We start from the raw sequence: 17,664 nt of genomic DNA, 5'->3' as shown, positions 1-17,664 counted from the left end.
ACAAAAAAGATGACTAAAGTTAGAAAAGCTGTTATCCCAGCTGCAGGCTTGGGAACTCGTTTTTTGCCAGCTACAAAAGCTCTGGCTAAAGAAATGCTGCCAATTGTCGATAAGCCAACAATTCAATTCATTGTTGAGGAAGCCTTGAAATCTGGAATTGAGGAGATTTTAGTCGTAACCGGTAAAGCTAAACGGTCAATTGAGGATCACTTTGATTCCAATTTTGAGCTAGAATACAATCTGGAACAAAAGGGCAAAACTGATTTGCTTAAATTAGTCAATGATACTACAGCAATCAACCTCCACTTTATCCGTCAGAGCCATCCGCGCGGACTAGGGGATGCTGTGCTTCAAGCCAAGGCTTTTGTCGGTAATGAGCCCTTCGTCGTCATGCTGGGCGATGATCTCATGGATATTACAGATGATAAGGCAGTTCCTCTAACGAAACAGCTTATCGACGATTATCAAGAAACTCATGCCTCCACTATTGCAGTTATGCCAGTTCCCCATGATGAAGTATCTGCCTACGGTGTGATTGCTCCACAAGGACAAGGAGAAGCAGGTCTCTATTCGGTAGAAACCTTTGTCGAAAAACCAGAGCCGGATGAAGCTCCAAGTGATTTAGCTATTATCGGACGCTACTTACTGACACCAGAAATTTTCAGCATTCTAGAAACCCAAGAGCCTGGTGCAGGCAATGAGGTTCAGCTGACCGATGCTATCGATACCTTGAATAAAACTCAGCGTGTCTTTGCGCGTGAGTTTAGGGGTAACCGCTATGATGTGGGAGATAAGTTTGGTTTTATGAAGACCTCTATTGATTATGCCTTACAGCATCCACAAGTTAAAGAGGATCTGAAAGATTACATCATTAAACTGGGTAAAGAGTTAGATGGGAAGCAAGCAAAGTGACATCTATAGTGGTCTGGCTCCCTAGGAATAAAACCTAGGGGGCTTTTTATACTCTTTTTAATTGCATCCTCTAGTAATGTTTCAGTTATATTTCTGTTAATTTCTTAAAAATCCATTGTTTTATTAAAAAAGAACTTGTATAATAATTTCGTAAACGCTAACATTTTATTGGGAGAGAGCTTTATGAAAAAAATCACTTACATATTAGTAGCTTTATTGGCTATTATCGCCTTTAATGCTTTTAGCAATGATTCAACTTCAACTAGTCACTCAGCAAAGTACTCCACAACCTCAAAAAGTTCTTCTGAAAAGGAAAACTTTTCATCAACTGCTATAGCAGCGCAAGAGCAGCCGTCATCAATCCAAGAGAGTTCCTCCAGTGTGCAGTCAGAACCAGCACAAGAAGACCCTAAAATATTAGATGAAGAACAACCAAACCAAGAGCAAGATAGAATAGTCTATGTGGCTCGCGATGGGACAGCTGATGTCTACTGGTACTCAATGGATAATATGCCTGCCAACACGAACCAAAGTCGAGTTGTTCAAATGGAAGAAAGCGACGCTATTGCAGCAGGAAAACGACATACGATGAAAGAATATTAATTATCTCCAAAAATAGCTCCATCTTAACGAATGGGGCTACTTTTAGTCTCTGATAGCATCCTCTATTTGTTAAAGAGTTGGCATTCCCTACTTCAAAGAAAATCAGAAACAGACAGGAGGCCAAAGTGCAGTAATACTTTGTCCGATAGACTGGTGTCACTGACGTATAGTTTTGGTTTCCAAAGTGAGGCCGTAAATTAAAATTATAGTTTAACAAGGTAGGACAAAAGATCAGTGTAATCAACTTTTGCGAAGTCACTGACATCAAATTCAACTACCTGACCGAGTTCAAAATGGTTATAGTCTCTTTTGTTGAGGATATCTCGGAATTCATCTTTTGTAATGTGGTTATCCGCTAATTCGCGCTGAAGTAACTCATCACCATAGTGATAGTGAGTCATGATATGACTTAGGTGTCTGCTGTAGTCTCGGTCACGCTGAAAGCGGCGTTCCCACAGAAGGTCAAAATCGGCAACCAGTCTTACAGTAAGGATATTGTAACCGTATTTAGCGGCCAAGTCAGCTAGGAGGGGCTTTTGCTTATCAGAAAATGGATAGTCGCTAAGGATTATTTTTTGGCCAACCATCATATAAGCACCGATCGCCTGATAAAAAGACTGCCAAACGATTTGTTCCAACTGTGCCTTCTCTTCTAAGTTATTAAAACCGACACTGTCAGCAATAGTTTCTTTTAATTCATCAGGTGTAATTTTGTATAATTGAGGTTGGATGTCCAAGATCTTCTTGACCAAATAGGTTTTACCTGTAGCAGGGGGACCTGCAATTAATATCAGGAATTTATTCATGACGATTTCCTCAGTTTAAAGGGCTATCAGCATTCATAAATAACAGAAGCTTGTGCTTTACAATTTCCTTGACCTTTTCATTACAAGGAATGATATTATGACGCAGCGATTTATTGACCTCTGTCGCTTCAAAATAATCCTTGGCTGTCTGTGTCCAGTTAACAAGCAATTCTGTACCGACATTAAATTTACGGATCCCATTATTAATGAGCTCAGCGTAATCTTCCTCTTTGACACCCGTACCGCCATGGATAACAAGCGGAACCTCAACAGATTCGTGAATTTTTTGAAGCAGGGGAACTTTTACATTTGTTTTTGATTTGAACTGGCCATGATTGGTCCCGATCCCTACGGCCAAAGCATCTACTCCTGTCTCAGCCACAAATTTTATGGCATCGCTAGGTCTGGTATATTCTTTGTCGTCTTCAGAAACAGAGATACCTTCTTCGGTTCCTCCGATTGTTCCCAATTCTCCTTCTACAGAGACACCCCTGGCATGGGCATAGTCAACAATGGCCTTAGTTTTTGCGATATTCTCTTTAAAGGGAAGATTTGAACCATCAAACATAACACTGGAATAGCCAGCTGCTATCGCATCTTGAATAGCTTTAAAATCTCGTGCATGATCCAGATGTAAGGCCACGTCTACCGGATTATTAGCTGCTAATTGCTTACAAACAGCGACTATGACATCATAGCCGATGTATTTGGCTGTATCTACGCTAGTTTGGATGACAATAGGCAGGCCAGTTTCTTTAGCGGCTCTGATCATTTCAGGTAGCATTTCCAAGTTATGCATATTAAATGCACCTACAGTCATATTTAATTTATCAGCATAGTCTGTCAACTCTTTTAACGTTTTATACATTTTTAATCCTCCTTAGCTGTTAGGGTTACTTTCTTGGCAATATTACGCATTTCGTCCATTTTACCCATATAATATTCAATTAATTCATCATCGTGGGCCATAGCAGCTTCTTTTCGCCTTTGGTTATAGAGCGACATGAGTTTTTTATAGCCTTCCCCTATTGTCAGCTTAATGGATAAGCTTTTTTCCAAGTGAGCAATAGCCTCATCTTTCTTGGAAACTTTATCATAGAGCAGCCCCAGTTTTTCAAAATAGTCAGCATCGTCCAAATGTTGTTCTTGGTCTGCTAATAGCTGATTAATCTCCTTATTAAATTTTTCTAGCTCTTCTTCTGAATACTGAATCTTCGTACTTTCGGTAGTTTTTTGACTTTTTTTAAACAGTTTAAACATCGTATAATCACCTCTTCAACCCAGCTCCTTTAATGTCAGATAGGGGCGTTAAAACATTTTGAAAATCGGACTTAATAGCCAGTAGTACAAGAGAGCTGCTGTAACCGTATCAACATCGGTAGCTGTCGCATTCACAAAACCAAGGGAGCTAAATGCTGTAACTAGCAGGGCAGGCAAAAGAGTGATGAAGAAGCCGTGGGCAATTCCCCCAATGATAGCTCCCCTGCGGCCACCTACAGCATTTCCGAATATACCTGCTGTACCGCCGGCAAAAAAGTTTGTTAGCATTCCGGGAAGAATCATGGCGAGACCAAATATCGGAAGCACAAACATGGCTATGACGGTACCAATCGTTGTTGTGATAAAACCAAGAATAACAGCATTTGGCGAATAGGGGAAGAAAACCGGACAGTCCAAAGCGGGAATAGCGTCTGGCACTAACTTCATCGCAATACCGCGGAAGGCCGGTACTATTTCACCAAGAAGAAGGCGAACACCAGCAAGAAGGACATACACACCGACAACAAACTGAATAGACTGCAGAAATGCGTACATCAGATAATTTTGATTACCTGTGTCAACAGCTCCTGCTCCTGCAAAGGCCGCCGTAATCAGATACAAGGGAACCATAACCACCATGACAGACAGATAAGTATCTTGTAAAAACTCAAAAGATTTAGGCATTTCAATATCTTCGATGGATTTTTTCTGGTCACCACGTTCGCCAAATAACTTAGCAACTCCTGCTTCAAATAAATAGCCAATGGTACAAAAGTGTCCAAGTGCGATATCATCATTTCCCGTAACCTTGCGGATAATCGGCTGAGCAAGAGCAGGCATAGCAACTGTAAAAATACCACCCACGACTCCGCCTATAAGGATGAGAAGAAAACCACGCAAGCCGGAAAAATAGCCAAAGACCGTTGTCATGGTTGCCATCCAAAGCAGGGCCTGCCCAGTTAAAAAGATATAATTCCATTTAGTAAAACGAGCAATTAAAACATTAACAACAAATATGGCAAGGAAAGTTAAGGCAATCTCTCTACCCAAGCCTAAATCATTCATGGCTTGACCGTTGATCGCTTCGATTGAAGGAACGATCCCATGTGTATGAAATCCGGCCTGAAAAATCTTCCCAAAATAAGTCAAACTGGAAACAATAATATTGGAACCAGCGCTCAATACTTGAAAACCTAGGAGAGTCTTTAAGGTTCCTGAGATAATTTGCCCTACTGATTTTTTCTGCAGAATCAGGCCGAGCATGGCGATTAAGGCGATGGTAATTGAGGCCTGAGTCAAAATATTATTGATGATAAAATTAATAATCCCCATAATTATTTCCTCCATTTAGACGAGTCATTACATAAAATGACGTTCTTTAAGCACAGGCAGTAGTTTCTCCTCTATTTCTTGACTGGACACGATATTTTTTAAAAAGATAATCGCTGTCTTTTCTTTATCAATTGAAAACTGGGCGAATTGCTTTTCAAAATTTTGAGCCGTAATAATAATATCCGGTCCGACTGATGCTGCTGTTGAAATATCTACATGATCCAGTTTAGCGTCAATACCATACTTATTCAGAACATCTTCTGCTGCCATTTGAGCAGCAAAACTGGAACCTAAACCAGCTCCACAAACAAATAAAATATTTAAATTCTTAGCCATCTTATTTTTCCTCCTCACTTCTTTCTTTAAATAAGATTTCCTTAACAGTTTCTAGGTCTGCCGCCCTTGTTAGAGCCTTAAGGTCATCCTCTTTCCTGATTAGATTGACCAGACTCTTCATAACATTCAAATGCGTATAAGAATCCGTAGCAGATAGGCAAAATATGACATGTACCGGATCATTAAACTCGTGGCCAAAAACAACCGGCTTTTCAAATACGGAAAGACTCAAGCCTAATTTTTGAGCCCCATCTTCTGGTCTAGCATGAGCTAAGGCAAGATGGGGGCCAATCACAATATAGGGGCCATACTGCTCAACACTGTCTATCATTGCCTGTATATAGTTATATGTGATGAACTCCTTGCTCAACAGCGGCTTAGCCACTCTTTCAATGGCTTCTTGCCAGGTAAATGTTTCTTTTTCAAATGAAATATTATCATCAGATAATACATCTTGAATCATAGGCTGCACCTCCCTCTTATTAATGTTTAGCTTATTATGATTGAATAACTCTTCGAGACAAGCATAAAGCTCTTTACTCACCTCTCCTAAATGCCTTTCAATTAATCGTAATAAGTTCTGAAACATTTCTGTGTAGTCACTCTTGACAGATATTAATCGTCGGTATTGACTATTATTCTCCAGAAAATTATGAACGAGTAACTTGGTTTCATCATTAAAGATAGAATCGAGTATAATCGTTGGTTTGACTCTATAGTCAAGTTCCACTGTCGAAAAAACTAAATCTACATCAAACCTCTCAACTAAATCGATTTCTCGGCTGCTTAAGACCGCCAATACTTCAACATTGAAGTATTCCTTCAGATTTTCTGCTAGCAGCCGTCCCGTAGCAAGACCGTGATTGCAAATAACGACTGCTCTGTACCAATATTTATTATCCTGATTAAGCTCACTTAAAGCAGTTGAAAAATGTATTGTTAGGAAGGCTATCTCATCATCTGTAATACTTCCGCCAAATTTATATTCTGCATTTTTTAGAAATTCTTCAACGACATGATAGACGAGACCGTAGGTTTGTTTTATTTTTTCCTTCAGAGGATTCGTGAGCTGTAGACCTCCCTTGATACGCTCTACCATACCTACCATATGAGTATATAGAGCCTCTTGAAGCTGAAATTCCTTCTTATTAAAGGGAATCCCTGTCCCGTCTTCAACAAATTGAATAAATTGCAGGGTCAATAACTGCAGGTCCAGCCAGTTGAAGGGGCGGTAGTCATCTTCTCTTTTTAGGGTATTGAGGAGAAAATAAATGTATTTTTTCTCCTCTGCATTAACATCAGGATATAAGTGAGCCGATACCACATTAATATAATTTTGAATGCGGTCTGTTTTTTCTATTTCAGAATCTCTTTGTTTATCGGTATCCGAAATATACTTTCCTTGTTTCATTCGCTCAAGCCATATATAAGCCAGCAGATTAAAATTCGTTCGGTAATGGCTGACTTCCACTTTTGATATAAAGCGACTGTAACTATCATCTAAGTACTGTAACTGAGACTGGTTGATATATTTAAAAACGATATCCTTTTTGTCACTATCGACTTCCAATAAGGCTGAGCTTAATATCGAAAAAAGCATTGTTCTGATAAACTGCTCTTTAGCTTGAAACTGTAGACCCTTCTTAGGAATGCTCACAACTTTGACATGGTAGTGGGCCAAATTTTTTCGAACCTGCCGGATATCTTCATCAATTGAAGATTTTGAAATCTGGTAGGTCTCCTCCTTCTTGGTCAAAAAGACGGGGCTTGTTCCAAAGCCAATATCTAAAATTAAATCAAGCACTCTCTCCTCTCGCCTTAAATACTTAAATGATGAACAGTCCTCCTTATTAAATTCTTTTAGCTGTTGGATTTCATCTCTTGTTAAATTTAGCATCACTCCTTTGGATCGGATGGTTTTCACCGAGGGTAACCGGCACTGTATCAACGATTCATCAATTGCGGCAAGGTCGTTGCGAATCGTTCTCTCGCTGACCTCAAATTCATTTGAAAGATACTTTATGGTCAGCGGTATCTGCGAATTTAGCAATCGATTTAAGACGGCACGAGCTCTTTCCTTCATCGTTCTTTCCCCCATCTACTTAGATTATAAAGCGCTTTCATCATATTAAAAAGTAGATCTTTTTTCAAAAAAAATTTGCAAAAACCTCTACACAAAAACCCCCTCCTGCCTTGAATAGATTATTCAAGGCAGGAGGGGGCAGCCGTTTCGTCAATATTAAATTACCTATCTTAAACAGCTGTCCAAACTAATCCCAAAATTGCACTAGCGTTCCTGATGACAACTGAGGCAAACTATCTCCTTCAACGTGAAGCGTTCCTGGCAAGGTTTTCTCTTTGGAACCATCAAAGGAGATCGTGATATGGCCTAAATTTTTGAGATTCGTCTCAACTACATCTCCAACTGCAGTAATACGATACTCTTGCGCATCAATTAAAACTTTCCCGTCACTCTTTAGGCTACCAGTAAGATTCTTATTATCAATTGTAAAGCAGAATTCTGCTAAGTCTGCCGGCGCTCCTTGGCCAAATAATATCAGCATATTGGCATCTTCTACCATGCTTTGGGCTTCTGGACCAACTGCCATCACTCTTGTTTCAAAAATTTTTGACATAGCTTCTCACTTTCTAATCACTTGATTATATATAATAATTTCCTCTATTGATCCACATTTATTCATCACTGCTGCTATCAATAAAGCCCAATACTGGCTACCCAGGCAACGATAACGCGAGGGACGCCGTTAAGAAAGCGTGAATAGAGAACGGAAGGCACGCCGACCTCAACAGTTTCCGCTTCTGCTTCCGCTAAACCTAAACCAACAGGGATAAAGTCACAGCCATTTTGAGTATTGATCGCAAATAGGGCTGGCAGAGCCATCTGGGGAGGAATATTTCCTTTACCGATCTCGGTACCAATCAGAGCACCAACTAATTGGGAAATGACAGCACCAGGCCCTAAGAGCGGAGATAAGAAAGGCAAAGAACATATAAAGCCGAGAAGGATTAATCCCCAAATATTCCCAGCCAAGGGGCTAAGGACATGGGACAGCCAATTACCAACGCCTGTTCCATTAATGATACCAATAATCAAGGAAACAAAGGCCATGAAGGGAAGGATGGTATTTAGCATCGTTTGAATGGCATCACGCGCAGCCTGATTGAAAATGGCAACGACTCTACCAGCTCCCATACCAATACGGGCAATAAAACTAGATTCAGCACGCTGTTCCGTAATCTTCTTGCTGGTATCATAACTGGTTCTTTCCTCTTCGACTACTTCCGAAGCTGCTTCTGTCACAGATTCATCTGCTTCAACAGGTGAAATTTGCTCCAACCCGACAGCAGAAACATAAATATCCTCTGTGATATATTGAGCCAGAGGGCCTGATTTCCCTGTTGCGACAATATTGATCGTTTTAATACCTTTTTTAGGATAGATACCGCAACGAAGAGTCCCGCCGCAGTCAACAATAGCTAAAGCCACTTCTTCATCTGGGATGGACGTTTGAAAGCCGTTAACAGCTTCCATGCCTGTAAGTTCTGCAATTTTATCAACAATTTCAGGCTTTTCACCGCCACCAGTAATATAGAGAAATTTATGCTTTGCATCGGTAGGTGTAATCACCAATGGTCCGCCGAAACCACCATTACCTTTTACGACTTTAATACTTCTATAGGCCATTTTTCTACCTCTTTTTCTACTTATTTGACAATTCAACTTTCTTACTCAAGGTGACTCCTTGCTGCTTAGATACATAGGCTGTTGTAAAGTCAGTCACCCAGCCGCCGATGAAATTCATGAGGAGGCCCACTAACAAGTAGCGGATCGCTAGAGGGATTGTACTTAGCCCTAGTGCTTCAATTCCTGAGGCTACCCCCAGCCATACGAATAATTCACTAGGATTAATATGGGGGAATACCCCGTTTGACGTGTGACAGAACTGCATCTGTGCTGCTATGTAACTGGGTTTATAATATTCAGGAACAAAGCGTCCCATACTTATGGCCATCGGATTCCCTAACATAAAAGCAGCAAAGAAGGGGAGGATGAGATAGCGTGTCACTGGGTTCTTAGCAGATAATTCTCCCAGTTTATTCATACGTTCTTCACCAACTAAGGCAATAAGGGCATTCATGGCAATCAACAGCATGAGGACTTTGGGAACGATTCCTGTCAACCATCCGACGAAATTTTCACCGCCTAGTTGGAATAGGTTCATGAAGCCTTCAATTAATTTTGTAACATTATTCATGGTTTTTAACTCCTTTATTTTTTCTTAAACTGTAATTTTAGCCACTGAGGCAATAGCTTCAGCTGTGTCGCCGCATCGACTAGAGGAGGTGCCTTAGGAAGATCTTTATAGGTGCCGGCTTCTGTTCTTAAGAAGACTTCGCGAGCATCCTCAATGGCGATACGCAACAGCTTATTTTCTTTACGTACCAGCGGATTATAGTAATCAAAATAATGAATATCCTGTCCCAGATAATCTGGCATATCTTTAAAATATGCGGCTATGGTCACTCCTTGCATTTTCTTAGCATCAAGAACCTTGCCATAACTATCAATAGCAAACATCACAATTGTTCCTGATTTTAGTTTCCCCGATCGGCGGCCAATAGCTACACGGCCTTTTTGGCGCAGAGTGCTATATACCTGATTAAAATGTTTGATTTGCTTTAGTCCTAACAGGATCTGCAGGACATAAGCAGACACAATGACTATTCCCAGTAAAAGTATTGAATCCATTAAAATACCCCTTTGCTTTTGGTTAAGGTAATAAAATCTGACTCCGTTTTTACATGTCGTAAAGCCTCCTTGAGACTATCATTATTGGCAATTCTGAAAATATCATCATAGAGTTCTAATAATTCTGTTTCTGTTCGCTTATCCAGTTTTTGCGGGATAGCTACAAGAAAAATAAATTCCAGTTCAGTGGTCTGTGTTGGTAGGGTATCTTGCAGAACTCCTAACATTAAGATTGGCTTGCCTGATAGACGATTGGTGGTATGAGGAAAGGCAATACCATTGCCAAAGATCGTCGTTCCTTGCCTATCACGCTCTAAGACACGTTGACCGAAACCCTCATCAACCAAGTCAACATCTCTCAAGAGGGCTACCATATCAATCAAGCAGTCTCTGTAAGACTTAGCTTGTCTCAAACGCATAAATTTAAGGACAGCCGTCTCTAAATCTTTCTGATGGTAGGTCTTAATCTTTTGCCAAACATCGCGAAGCCAATGGTCGTCAAAAAGATTGGTTAATTGAATAACAGGAGACTTTAAGTTCCCATATTTTAGCGGAACGGTTGTAAAGATAGCAAAGTAATTATCATCGGCTTCTGGTCTAAAATTTTCTTCAGAATATTGAGTAATTTCTACATCATTGCCGAGAACATTCTTTAATTGGCGTGCTATCATTGCAGCTGTTCCCAGACCTGTTGTACAGACTACTGCAACTTTGCGGCTGGATCTTTCTTGTATTTGATTAGGATCACGAAGGACACTTTCAAAATAAAGGGCTAAATAGCTGATTTCTGAGATATCTACTGGGTAGGCAAATATTTCCTTCAGCAGACTAGCAGCAACTTCAGCCATTTTAAAAGCAAGAGGAAACTTATTTTGAATTTCACCGTGAAAAATATCGCTAGCTGGCACATGAAAGATCAAACGATTGAGTAAGAATTTCAGATGGGTATAAATATCAGTAAGCAACTTTTCATCATTAAAATCAACATCCAGAGTTCCTCTAACACGCGCAACCATATCTTGATAGAGAGCTATGATTTGAGCGTTTTCAATTGTACAATACTCCAAGCCCGCTATAGACTGAATATTCAAAGGAAAGCTTAGGAAATCCTGTTCGTACTGTCCGAGAGAGATTTTATAAGTCATTTCAAGGTGATAAACTAGCTCATCCATAATCTGCGAACCTTTCAATTCGTTGATGTAGTAAGGAATTGGTTGAGTTAGGAACTCTCCTCGCCTAAGACGGGCAATCGTGATCGCGACCACCTTAGTTAGGAGATCTTGAATTTTTCTCGGTAGTTGAAATTTTTGACAGAGTTCCTGTAAGAAAAAGTCAGTCTCATTTTTCAACGTTTCTGAACTGAAATAAGCATAAACATGATGGCTGTAAAACAGCCGTAAGTTTAGCTCATCACCAAAGACTTCTAAGCCTCTGTTTGGACGTCCTGAAATTTCAATTTGGTAGTCTTGGGTCAGCTCTTTAACCTGCTTTAAATCCTTGTTAATGGTTGTGCGGCTGACGCCTATTTCTTCAGCTAAATCATCAATCAAAAGAGGCTTAGTACTCTGTAATAAGCGTTTGATGAGATAAGAAGCCCGCCTGCCGGAGGAGTTGAAATCGCTCTCCATACGTAAACTGCCAGATAAAATATCCTCCAACCTAGCATAATCAGCTACTTCCAAGAATAGACTATCATCTCTTTGTACTACCTGAACATCTGCACCTAGAATATCGTTCAGTTGCTCAATACTGCTTCTTAACGTTTTAGTGCTGATGCCTAGGTTTTTTCGCACCTCTTCAACCGTAACTTGGTGCTGTGAAACCAAGAGATTTAAAATACGGTACCATCGATTAACTAGCGCCACCCTTAAACCTCACTTTTAATTATTATCCGCGAGTTTTTCCTCCAGCCACGTTAATCGTAACGCCTGTAATGTAACTCGAACGCTTGGAAATCAGATAAGCTACAAGATCAGCAACTTCGCTTAAGTGACCGCTGCGACCAAGAGGAGTCGTACTTGTAGAAGCGTAGCCCGCACGAATTTGTTCAACTGTTTTTCCCCTAGTATAGCCCAAGGCCTCTTCATAGGCAAGTGTTCTCAGTCCTGTAGCTTCCATGATACCAGGTGCTACTCCGACAACACGAACGCCGTGTTTCCCAAGTTCCTTAGCCCAAGAACGTGTGTAGCTGTAGACGGCTGCCTTTGTAGCAGCGTAAGCACTCTGTCCTTCAGAGCCCTCGAGACCTGCCTCCGAAGCCATATTTATAATAACACCATCTCCTTTATTGACTAAGAGGCGTCCAACAGCCTGACTGACAAGATAGAGTCCCTTTTGATTAATCATAGTAATCTTTTCAAAAGTTTTATCATCAAGTTCATATTGTCCATGAGGATCTTTGGGATCAACCAAGAGGCGGGGAATATTAATACCAGCGTTATTGACAAGGGCATCTATGGTGCCAAAACGTTCAACAGTCGCTGCCACGGCTGCTTCAACCTGTTCACGTGAGGTCACATCCACTTTTTGAAATAAAAAATTATCGTGCTTTTTATTCTTATCTGTAATGTCAAAATTGACAGTATTAACACCGAGTTCTAGCAACTCATCTACAATAGCTTCCCCAATCCCTGATGAAGCACCTGTCACAATCACCGTTTTGCCTGTAATGTTTAACCAATCTGCCATTTTCTTAACTCCTTTAACTAGGTATAAGAACTGAGACTCTGACTAAGAAATTCGAGACAGCAGTAGCGCTTACTCCTACTTATTTCAGGCTCAACTCCCATCCATTTATTTTTTAACAACTCAATTATAAAACGCTTTCAAGATAGAATTAAGACACACTTTTTCCAGAAATTAAGAAATTTTGTGCACTAATATGATGCTTTTCATCAGATTAGATTTTTTACAGCATAGCGACTAGGTTCGGTTATAGTTACTAAAGCCAACAGCTCAGGCAATTAAAACACTGGTTTTCTAGTTTACCGCCTAACGTGTTGTACTCAACTTAACCATTAACACAGCTATTTCTCATGAAAAATGAGCAGCTGATTGCTATATCTCAAACAAAAAACCCCTAGGGTCGGATAGAAACTCCGACCCTAGGGGTGATGAGACATTAATACAGGCTCTCAGTTCTTTTAAAAAGCTTGATGTTCTTTATAGGCGCGCATTCAGTTCAGCACTCAGGTCTTCAAAACCTGGTTTACCCAGCAGGGCAAACATATTTTTCTTATAGGCTTCAACACCAGGTTGGTCAAAAGGATTCACACCATTGAGATAACCTGAAATAGCAATAGCAATTTCAAAGAAATAAATCGTATAGCCAAGTGTAAACTCATTTTGTTCAGGGATTGTCAGATAGGTATTTGGAACCCCACCGTCTGTATGAGCCAGCAAGACACCATCTGTTGCTTTCTTATTGACAAAATCAACATCTTTACCTTGAAGATAGCCGAGTCCATCAAGGTCTGCCTCTTCATTTGGAATAGTGATATTTTTACGTGGTTTATCAACACGGATAACGGTTTCGAATAGATTGCGATAGCCTTCTTGGATGAATTGACCAAGTGAATGAAGGTCTGTCGAGAAGTTAGCCGATGTCGGGTAAATTCCTTTTTGGTCCTTGCCTTCTGACTCACCAGCTAGCTGCTTCCACCATTCGCTAAAGTATTGCAGGGAAGGTTCGTAATTCGCAAGAACCTCTGTCACATAGCCTTTTCTATAAAGAATATTACGGATAGCTGCGTATTGGTAAGCCTGATTTTCAGCAAGGTTATCTGAAGAATATGCTTTGCGTGCTGCGTTAGCACCTTCCATCAATTGGGTGATATCTGCACCGCTTGCAGCAATGGGAAGCAGACCAACTGGTGTCAAGACGGTGAAACGTCCACCTACGCTATCTGGGACAACAAAAGTTTCCCAACCATTGGCATCGGCTTCAACCTTGACAGCTCCTTTTACTCGGTCGGTCGTAGCGTAGATACGCTTGTTGGCTTCATCTTGACCATATTTTTTAATCAAAAGTTCCTTGAAGACACGAAAGGCAATCGCTGGCTCTGTAGTTGTTCCTGATTTAGAAATAACATTGACCGAAAAATCCTTGTCAGCTACATAGTCCACAAGGTCTGCCAGATAGTTGGAGGAAATAGAGTTACCGGCATAGAGGATTTGTGGATTTTTTCGCTCTTGAGCCGTTTGCAGATTGACAAAAGAATTATTCAAAAAATCAATTGCTGCACGGGCACCAAGGTAAGAACCGCCGATACCGATTACAATGAGGACATCGCTGTCGGATTGGATTTTTTCTGCTGCTTTTTGAATACGGGCAAATTCTTCTCTGTCATAATCTTCAGGCAGGGTGAGCCAGCCAGTCATTTCAGCGCCTGGACCAGTACCATTGCGCAAAGCAGCATCTGCTGCCGTAACCTGCATTTGCAAGTAATCTAATTCATGCGGTTCAATGAACTTATTTAAAACCTTTGAATAATCAAATTGAATATGAGTCATGATTTTACTCCCTTTTAAATCAATATACCTTACTAGTTTACTCTTTTCTACCCCAATTTTCAATCTTTTTCGCTAAAAATCAAGGGCTGGGGCAGGGTGGCAAGGAGATAAAACTCACTAAGCAGAATGTCAATGGCTTGAAAAATCACTTTTCTGCTCCTAACCGTCATACATGCCACCGTCCCCATAGCTTTGTGCAACATAAAAAAGAGCACACATCCTGCATCGCTTAGGGCTGCTGGATTCCTCCCCTGACCCACTTCACGCGAAGATGTCGCTCCAGACGTTATTATATCATAATTTGATATAACTGCAAATGATTTTATCCTTCTCATTGCAGGCATTATTACTTCATTTTTTCATCGCTAGGCTGAAGTCCCTCTTTAATTTTTTTACCGCGTCGCTGACGAAAAAAACTCTGCATAATCTGAGCACAGTCAGCTTCCAAGATTCCAGATTCTACCTGAACACGATGATTGAGGCGCTCATCAGCCAGAATATTGTAAAGACTCCCAGCTGCACCAAATTTTTGATTGGCCGCACCATAGATAACCCGAGGAATACGAGCCAGTCCAATAGCACCGCTGCACATGACGCAAGGTTCAATTGTTACAAAGAGAGTACTCTCCAGCAAGCGCCAGTTCTTTTCTGTTTGATTGGCCTGATTGATTGCCATAATTTCAGCATGCATCACTGCTTGATTGCATTCTTCACGCGCATTGTGACCGCGGCCAATGATCCTGCCATCTTTAACAATAACACAGCCGATAGGTATTTCCTCTTTAGCTAGAGATTGCTGAGCCTCCTTTAGCGCTTCTGCCATGAAAAGCTCTTTTTGAGCTTGTGTTAAATCGATCATTGCAGGGCTCCTAAGTCCCAAGTTTTATGCGGATGAGCTAGCTCAACTGGCACAGAAGCTGCATAGTTCTGTGTCTGCTCTTGCAAAACAATCAAATGGCGCGAAGCATCAATACCTTCTGGCGGCAGAGGAGGCACATGAGTCAAGACAAGCTGCCTTACTCCTGCTTCCAGAGCAATTTGTCCTGCTTCCTTAGATGTCAGGTGAGCCATATGATTTTCGTTACCTTCATAAAGGTAAACATCGGCTAAGAAGAGATCAGCGTCCTTAGCAAAAGCAGCTAAAGCATCAAAATAGCCGGTATCACCTGTAAATACAAGAACCTGACCAGTCTCACGCTCTTTTATACGAAAGGCATAACAAGGTACTGGGTGCACTGTCTTAATAAAGGTAATATCAAATGGACCAACCTCCTGAACACCATTGACATCATAGGCTATTCCTTGGGATACACCATTTAGAGATAACTTACTAAACTCATAGCTATCTTCATTATGTCCATAGATCGGTAAAACCTTTGGCTCCCAAAGATGCTTAGGATAGAGCTGAAAATAATGACGGAGCACACCCAGATCTGCGACATGATCGGGATGATAATGGCTGATAAGAACAGCATCTAAATCCAGAGGGCTGATTTCCTTTTCCAATTCGGTTACGGCACGGCTGCCACAATCCATTAGAAGCTGGAAACCATCGTGACCTGTAAGTAGATAGGAGGTCGTTCCACCATCTTGATAGGGGTAAGCTCCCCAACAACCAAGTGTTGTTAATTTCATACAATCACCTTCTTTACATTCGTAGGTCTATTATAACAAATAAAGGTGCTTTCAGCAGTTAGTTCATGTAACTGTTCTCATTAGGGAAGCTTTGCAATAAATGTATTATCATTCTATTACTAGTAATATTATCTATCTGAAAAATATTTGTCCCTCTGTTAAACAAATATCTGTGTTTCAAAAATACTAGTAGTAAATTCTAAAACTACTAAGTACTTTTAGCCTTTCTCATGATAAATCAAGAAATAGTATTTTTAATAAACAAAATGGCAGAAAATTAGATATTGATTATTTGGAATCAGCTCTTCTAACTTCCTCCCTTACACAGTTCAGTCTAGTGGTAAACTCCTCAAGAATCCCTAACTTCCCTTGAGAACTTTTAGAACGATTTTCGCTTGATAAAGCGCGTACTGACAAATGTTTGAAGATGTTTGCTAGGATTATTAATTAAACTAAGAAGTTGCTGCAGTGCTGTCCTTGCTAAAAGATCTTTAGAGACATTAATTGTTGAAAGTTCTGGGGTAACAATACTACTTTCACGAATATTGTCAAAACCAATTATAGAGATGTCTTCTGGAACCCGTATTCCCAATTGAGTTAATGTTTTTATAAGACTAATTGCAATATAATCATTTTCACAAAAAATAGCTGTTGGTGAGTGCTCTTTGTGAAAATCACTATATTGAAAATTGGTATCATTACTAATTTTTATAGGTGAGAACACAAAATAGTTATCGGAAGATATCTTTAGATTCCCTTCAGTGATTGCATCTAAAAAACCTCGTTTACGCTCATCAAAATTATTAATACGAATTTTGGACTCAGCGTAGCCTATGTATCGGTGACCCGCCTTTAAAATTTGCTTACCAGCTTCATATCCTCCTTGATAGTTATTAATACCGATAAAACTAATATCTAATTTAGGATCATAAGTATCAATGACTACTAACGGGATTTTAGACTGAGATAATTGTTCTAAATAATCATGATCAAGGTTAGTTCCTAGGACCATCGCACCATCAGCTTGTTTTGTATCTGCCAAATGATTGATTGTTTGCACTATATTTCGAGTTTTGACGTTGGTAATAACAAAAGAAATATGTTCGTAACTCCTAACTTCTGATAAAAGTGAAGTTATTAATTCATCAAAAAATGGTTGGGCTTGATAATCACTCGTGATGATTGTTTCACTTTGATAAGCTAAAAAATGTATAACTCGTTTAACTTGTTGTTTCTCATTCTTTTTTAACCTTTTTTTCTGTTTTAGAGGAATGTATCCCCCTTCTTTAGCGATATCAAGTACCTTTTGGCGTGTTTTTTCACTAACACCAGATTTACCATTTAAGGCTAGTGATACAGCTCCTTTTGAGAGTCCAGCTAATTTTGCAATATCTTCAATCTTCATAGAGTTCTCCTATCTCTGGTATTCTATCATAAAGAACTAAAAAAATGCATAGTTTAGTTGAAATTTGTGGAAAAATTGATTTTTTAATAAAA

At 40.0% G+C, this 17,664-nt stretch carries 18 protein-coding genes and 1 other RNA gene; 2 read left to right on the top strand and 17 right to left on the bottom strand.

Going from position 1 to position 17,664, the window contains the following annotated elements; all coding sequences use genetic code 11:
- The first annotated feature begins 9 nt into the window (after positions 1–9).
- Positions 10–912 (top strand): UTP--glucose-1-phosphate uridylyltransferase GalU, encoded by a 903-nt coding sequence (gene galU / locus AC4HAL_RS02140; RefSeq protein ID WP_447452484.1) that lies wholly within the window; start codon positions 10–12, stop codon positions 910–912.
- 183 nt (positions 913–1,095) lie between these two features.
- Positions 1,096–1,515, top strand: coding sequence for a hypothetical protein (locus tag AC4HAL_RS02135; RefSeq protein ID WP_491092773.1), 420 nt, complete (start codon positions 1,096–1,098; stop codon positions 1,513–1,515).
- 203 nt (positions 1,516–1,718) lie between these two features.
- Here AC4HAL_RS02135 and AC4HAL_RS02130 read toward each other — a convergent pair whose 3' ends face one another.
- The 17 genes from AC4HAL_RS02130 to AC4HAL_RS02050 all read right to left on the bottom strand — a co-directional run bounded on the left by AC4HAL_RS02130 (position 1,719) and on the right by AC4HAL_RS02050 (position 17,572).
- Positions 1,719–2,321, bottom strand: a complete 603-nt coding sequence (locus AC4HAL_RS02130) for a P-loop nucleotide/nucleoside kinase family protein (RefSeq protein WP_491092772.1) — start codon at positions 2,319–2,321, stop codon at positions 1,719–1,721.
- A gap of 10 nt (positions 2,322–2,331) precedes the next feature.
- Positions 2,332–3,189 carry a class II fructose-bisphosphate aldolase gene (locus tag AC4HAL_RS02125; protein ID WP_491092771.1) on the bottom strand — a complete coding sequence of 286 codons (858 nt, stop codon included), beginning with the start codon at positions 3,187–3,189 and terminating at the stop codon, positions 2,332–2,334.
- A 2-nt stretch (positions 3,190–3,191) separates the two neighbouring features.
- The gene (locus AC4HAL_RS02120) at positions 3,192–3,581 is read right to left on the bottom strand and encodes a tetratricopeptide repeat protein (RefSeq protein ID WP_491092770.1); all 390 of its coding nucleotides are present in this window, start codon (positions 3,579–3,581) and stop codon (positions 3,192–3,194) included.
- A 48-nt stretch (positions 3,582–3,629) separates the two neighbouring features.
- Positions 3,630–4,913 carry a PTS sugar transporter subunit IIC gene (locus AC4HAL_RS02115; RefSeq protein ID WP_447452488.1) on the bottom strand — a complete coding sequence of 428 codons (1,284 nt, stop codon included), beginning with the start codon at positions 4,911–4,913 and terminating at the stop codon, positions 3,630–3,632.
- A gap of 27 nt (positions 4,914–4,940) precedes the next feature.
- Complete coding sequence (locus AC4HAL_RS02110; RefSeq protein WP_447452489.1) at positions 4,941–5,249, bottom strand: PTS sugar transporter subunit IIB; 309 nt, start codon at positions 5,247–5,249, stop codon at positions 4,941–4,943.
- A gap of 1 nt (position 5,250) precedes the next feature.
- A complete protein-coding gene (locus tag AC4HAL_RS02105; RefSeq protein WP_491092769.1) occupies positions 5,251–7,332 on the bottom strand; it encodes a BglG family transcription antiterminator in 2,082 nt (693 codons plus the stop codon).
- Positions 7,333–7,519: 187 nt separating this feature from the next.
- The gene (locus AC4HAL_RS02100) at positions 7,520–7,885 is read right to left on the bottom strand and encodes a PTS glucitol/sorbitol transporter subunit IIA (protein ID WP_491092768.1); all 366 of its coding nucleotides are present in this window, start codon (positions 7,883–7,885) and stop codon (positions 7,520–7,522) included.
- A gap of 77 nt (positions 7,886–7,962) precedes the next feature.
- A complete protein-coding gene (srlE, locus tag AC4HAL_RS02095; RefSeq protein WP_491092767.1) occupies positions 7,963–8,955 on the bottom strand; it encodes a PTS glucitol/sorbitol transporter subunit IIB in 993 nt (330 codons plus the stop codon).
- 16 nt (positions 8,956–8,971) lie between these two features.
- Positions 8,972–9,526, bottom strand: a complete 555-nt coding sequence (gene srlA, locus AC4HAL_RS02090) for a PTS glucitol/sorbitol transporter subunit IIC (RefSeq protein ID WP_491092766.1) — start codon at positions 9,524–9,526, stop codon at positions 8,972–8,974.
- Between the two features lie 14 nt (positions 9,527–9,540).
- A complete protein-coding gene (locus AC4HAL_RS02085; RefSeq protein WP_491092765.1) occupies positions 9,541–10,020 on the bottom strand; it encodes a transcriptional regulator GutM in 480 nt (159 codons plus the stop codon).
- Entirely contained in the window at positions 10,020–11,885 is a 1,866-nt protein-coding gene (locus AC4HAL_RS02080; protein ID WP_491092764.1) for a BglG family transcription antiterminator, read from the bottom strand. Before AC4HAL_RS02080 ends, AC4HAL_RS02085 begins: the two co-directional genes overlap by 1 nt.
- 22 nt (positions 11,886–11,907) lie before the next feature.
- Entirely contained in the window at positions 11,908–12,708 is an 801-nt protein-coding gene (locus AC4HAL_RS02075; protein WP_491092763.1) for an SDR family oxidoreductase, read from the bottom strand.
- A 474-nt stretch (positions 12,709–13,182) separates the two neighbouring features.
- Complete coding sequence (locus AC4HAL_RS02070) at positions 13,183–14,532, bottom strand: glucose-6-phosphate isomerase (protein WP_447452497.1); 1,350 nt, start codon at positions 14,530–14,532, stop codon at positions 13,183–13,185.
- Positions 14,533–14,724: 192 nt separating this feature from the next.
- Positions 14,725–14,823: signal recognition particle sRNA small type (gene ffs, locus AC4HAL_RS02065), an RNA gene on the bottom strand.
- Positions 14,824–14,878: 55 nt separating this feature from the next.
- Entirely contained in the window at positions 14,879–15,391 is a 513-nt protein-coding gene (gene tadA, locus AC4HAL_RS02060; RefSeq protein WP_491092762.1) for a tRNA adenosine(34) deaminase TadA, read from the bottom strand.
- Positions 15,388–16,167, bottom strand: coding sequence for an MBL fold metallo-hydrolase (locus AC4HAL_RS02055; RefSeq protein ID WP_491092761.1), 780 nt, complete (start codon positions 16,165–16,167; stop codon positions 15,388–15,390). Before AC4HAL_RS02055 ends, tadA begins: the two co-directional genes overlap by 4 nt.
- A 379-nt stretch (positions 16,168–16,546) precedes the next feature.
- Positions 16,547–17,572 carry a LacI family DNA-binding transcriptional regulator gene (locus AC4HAL_RS02050; RefSeq protein ID WP_491092760.1) on the bottom strand — a complete coding sequence of 342 codons (1,026 nt, stop codon included), beginning with the start codon at positions 17,570–17,572 and terminating at the stop codon, positions 16,547–16,549.
- Positions 17,573–17,664 lie beyond the last annotated feature (92 nt).

This window comes from Streptococcus sp. ELY_125 (genome assembly GCF_058314535.1).
Note: the sequence above shows the minus strand (reverse complement) of the source record. Positions and strands in the feature narration are given on the sequence as shown.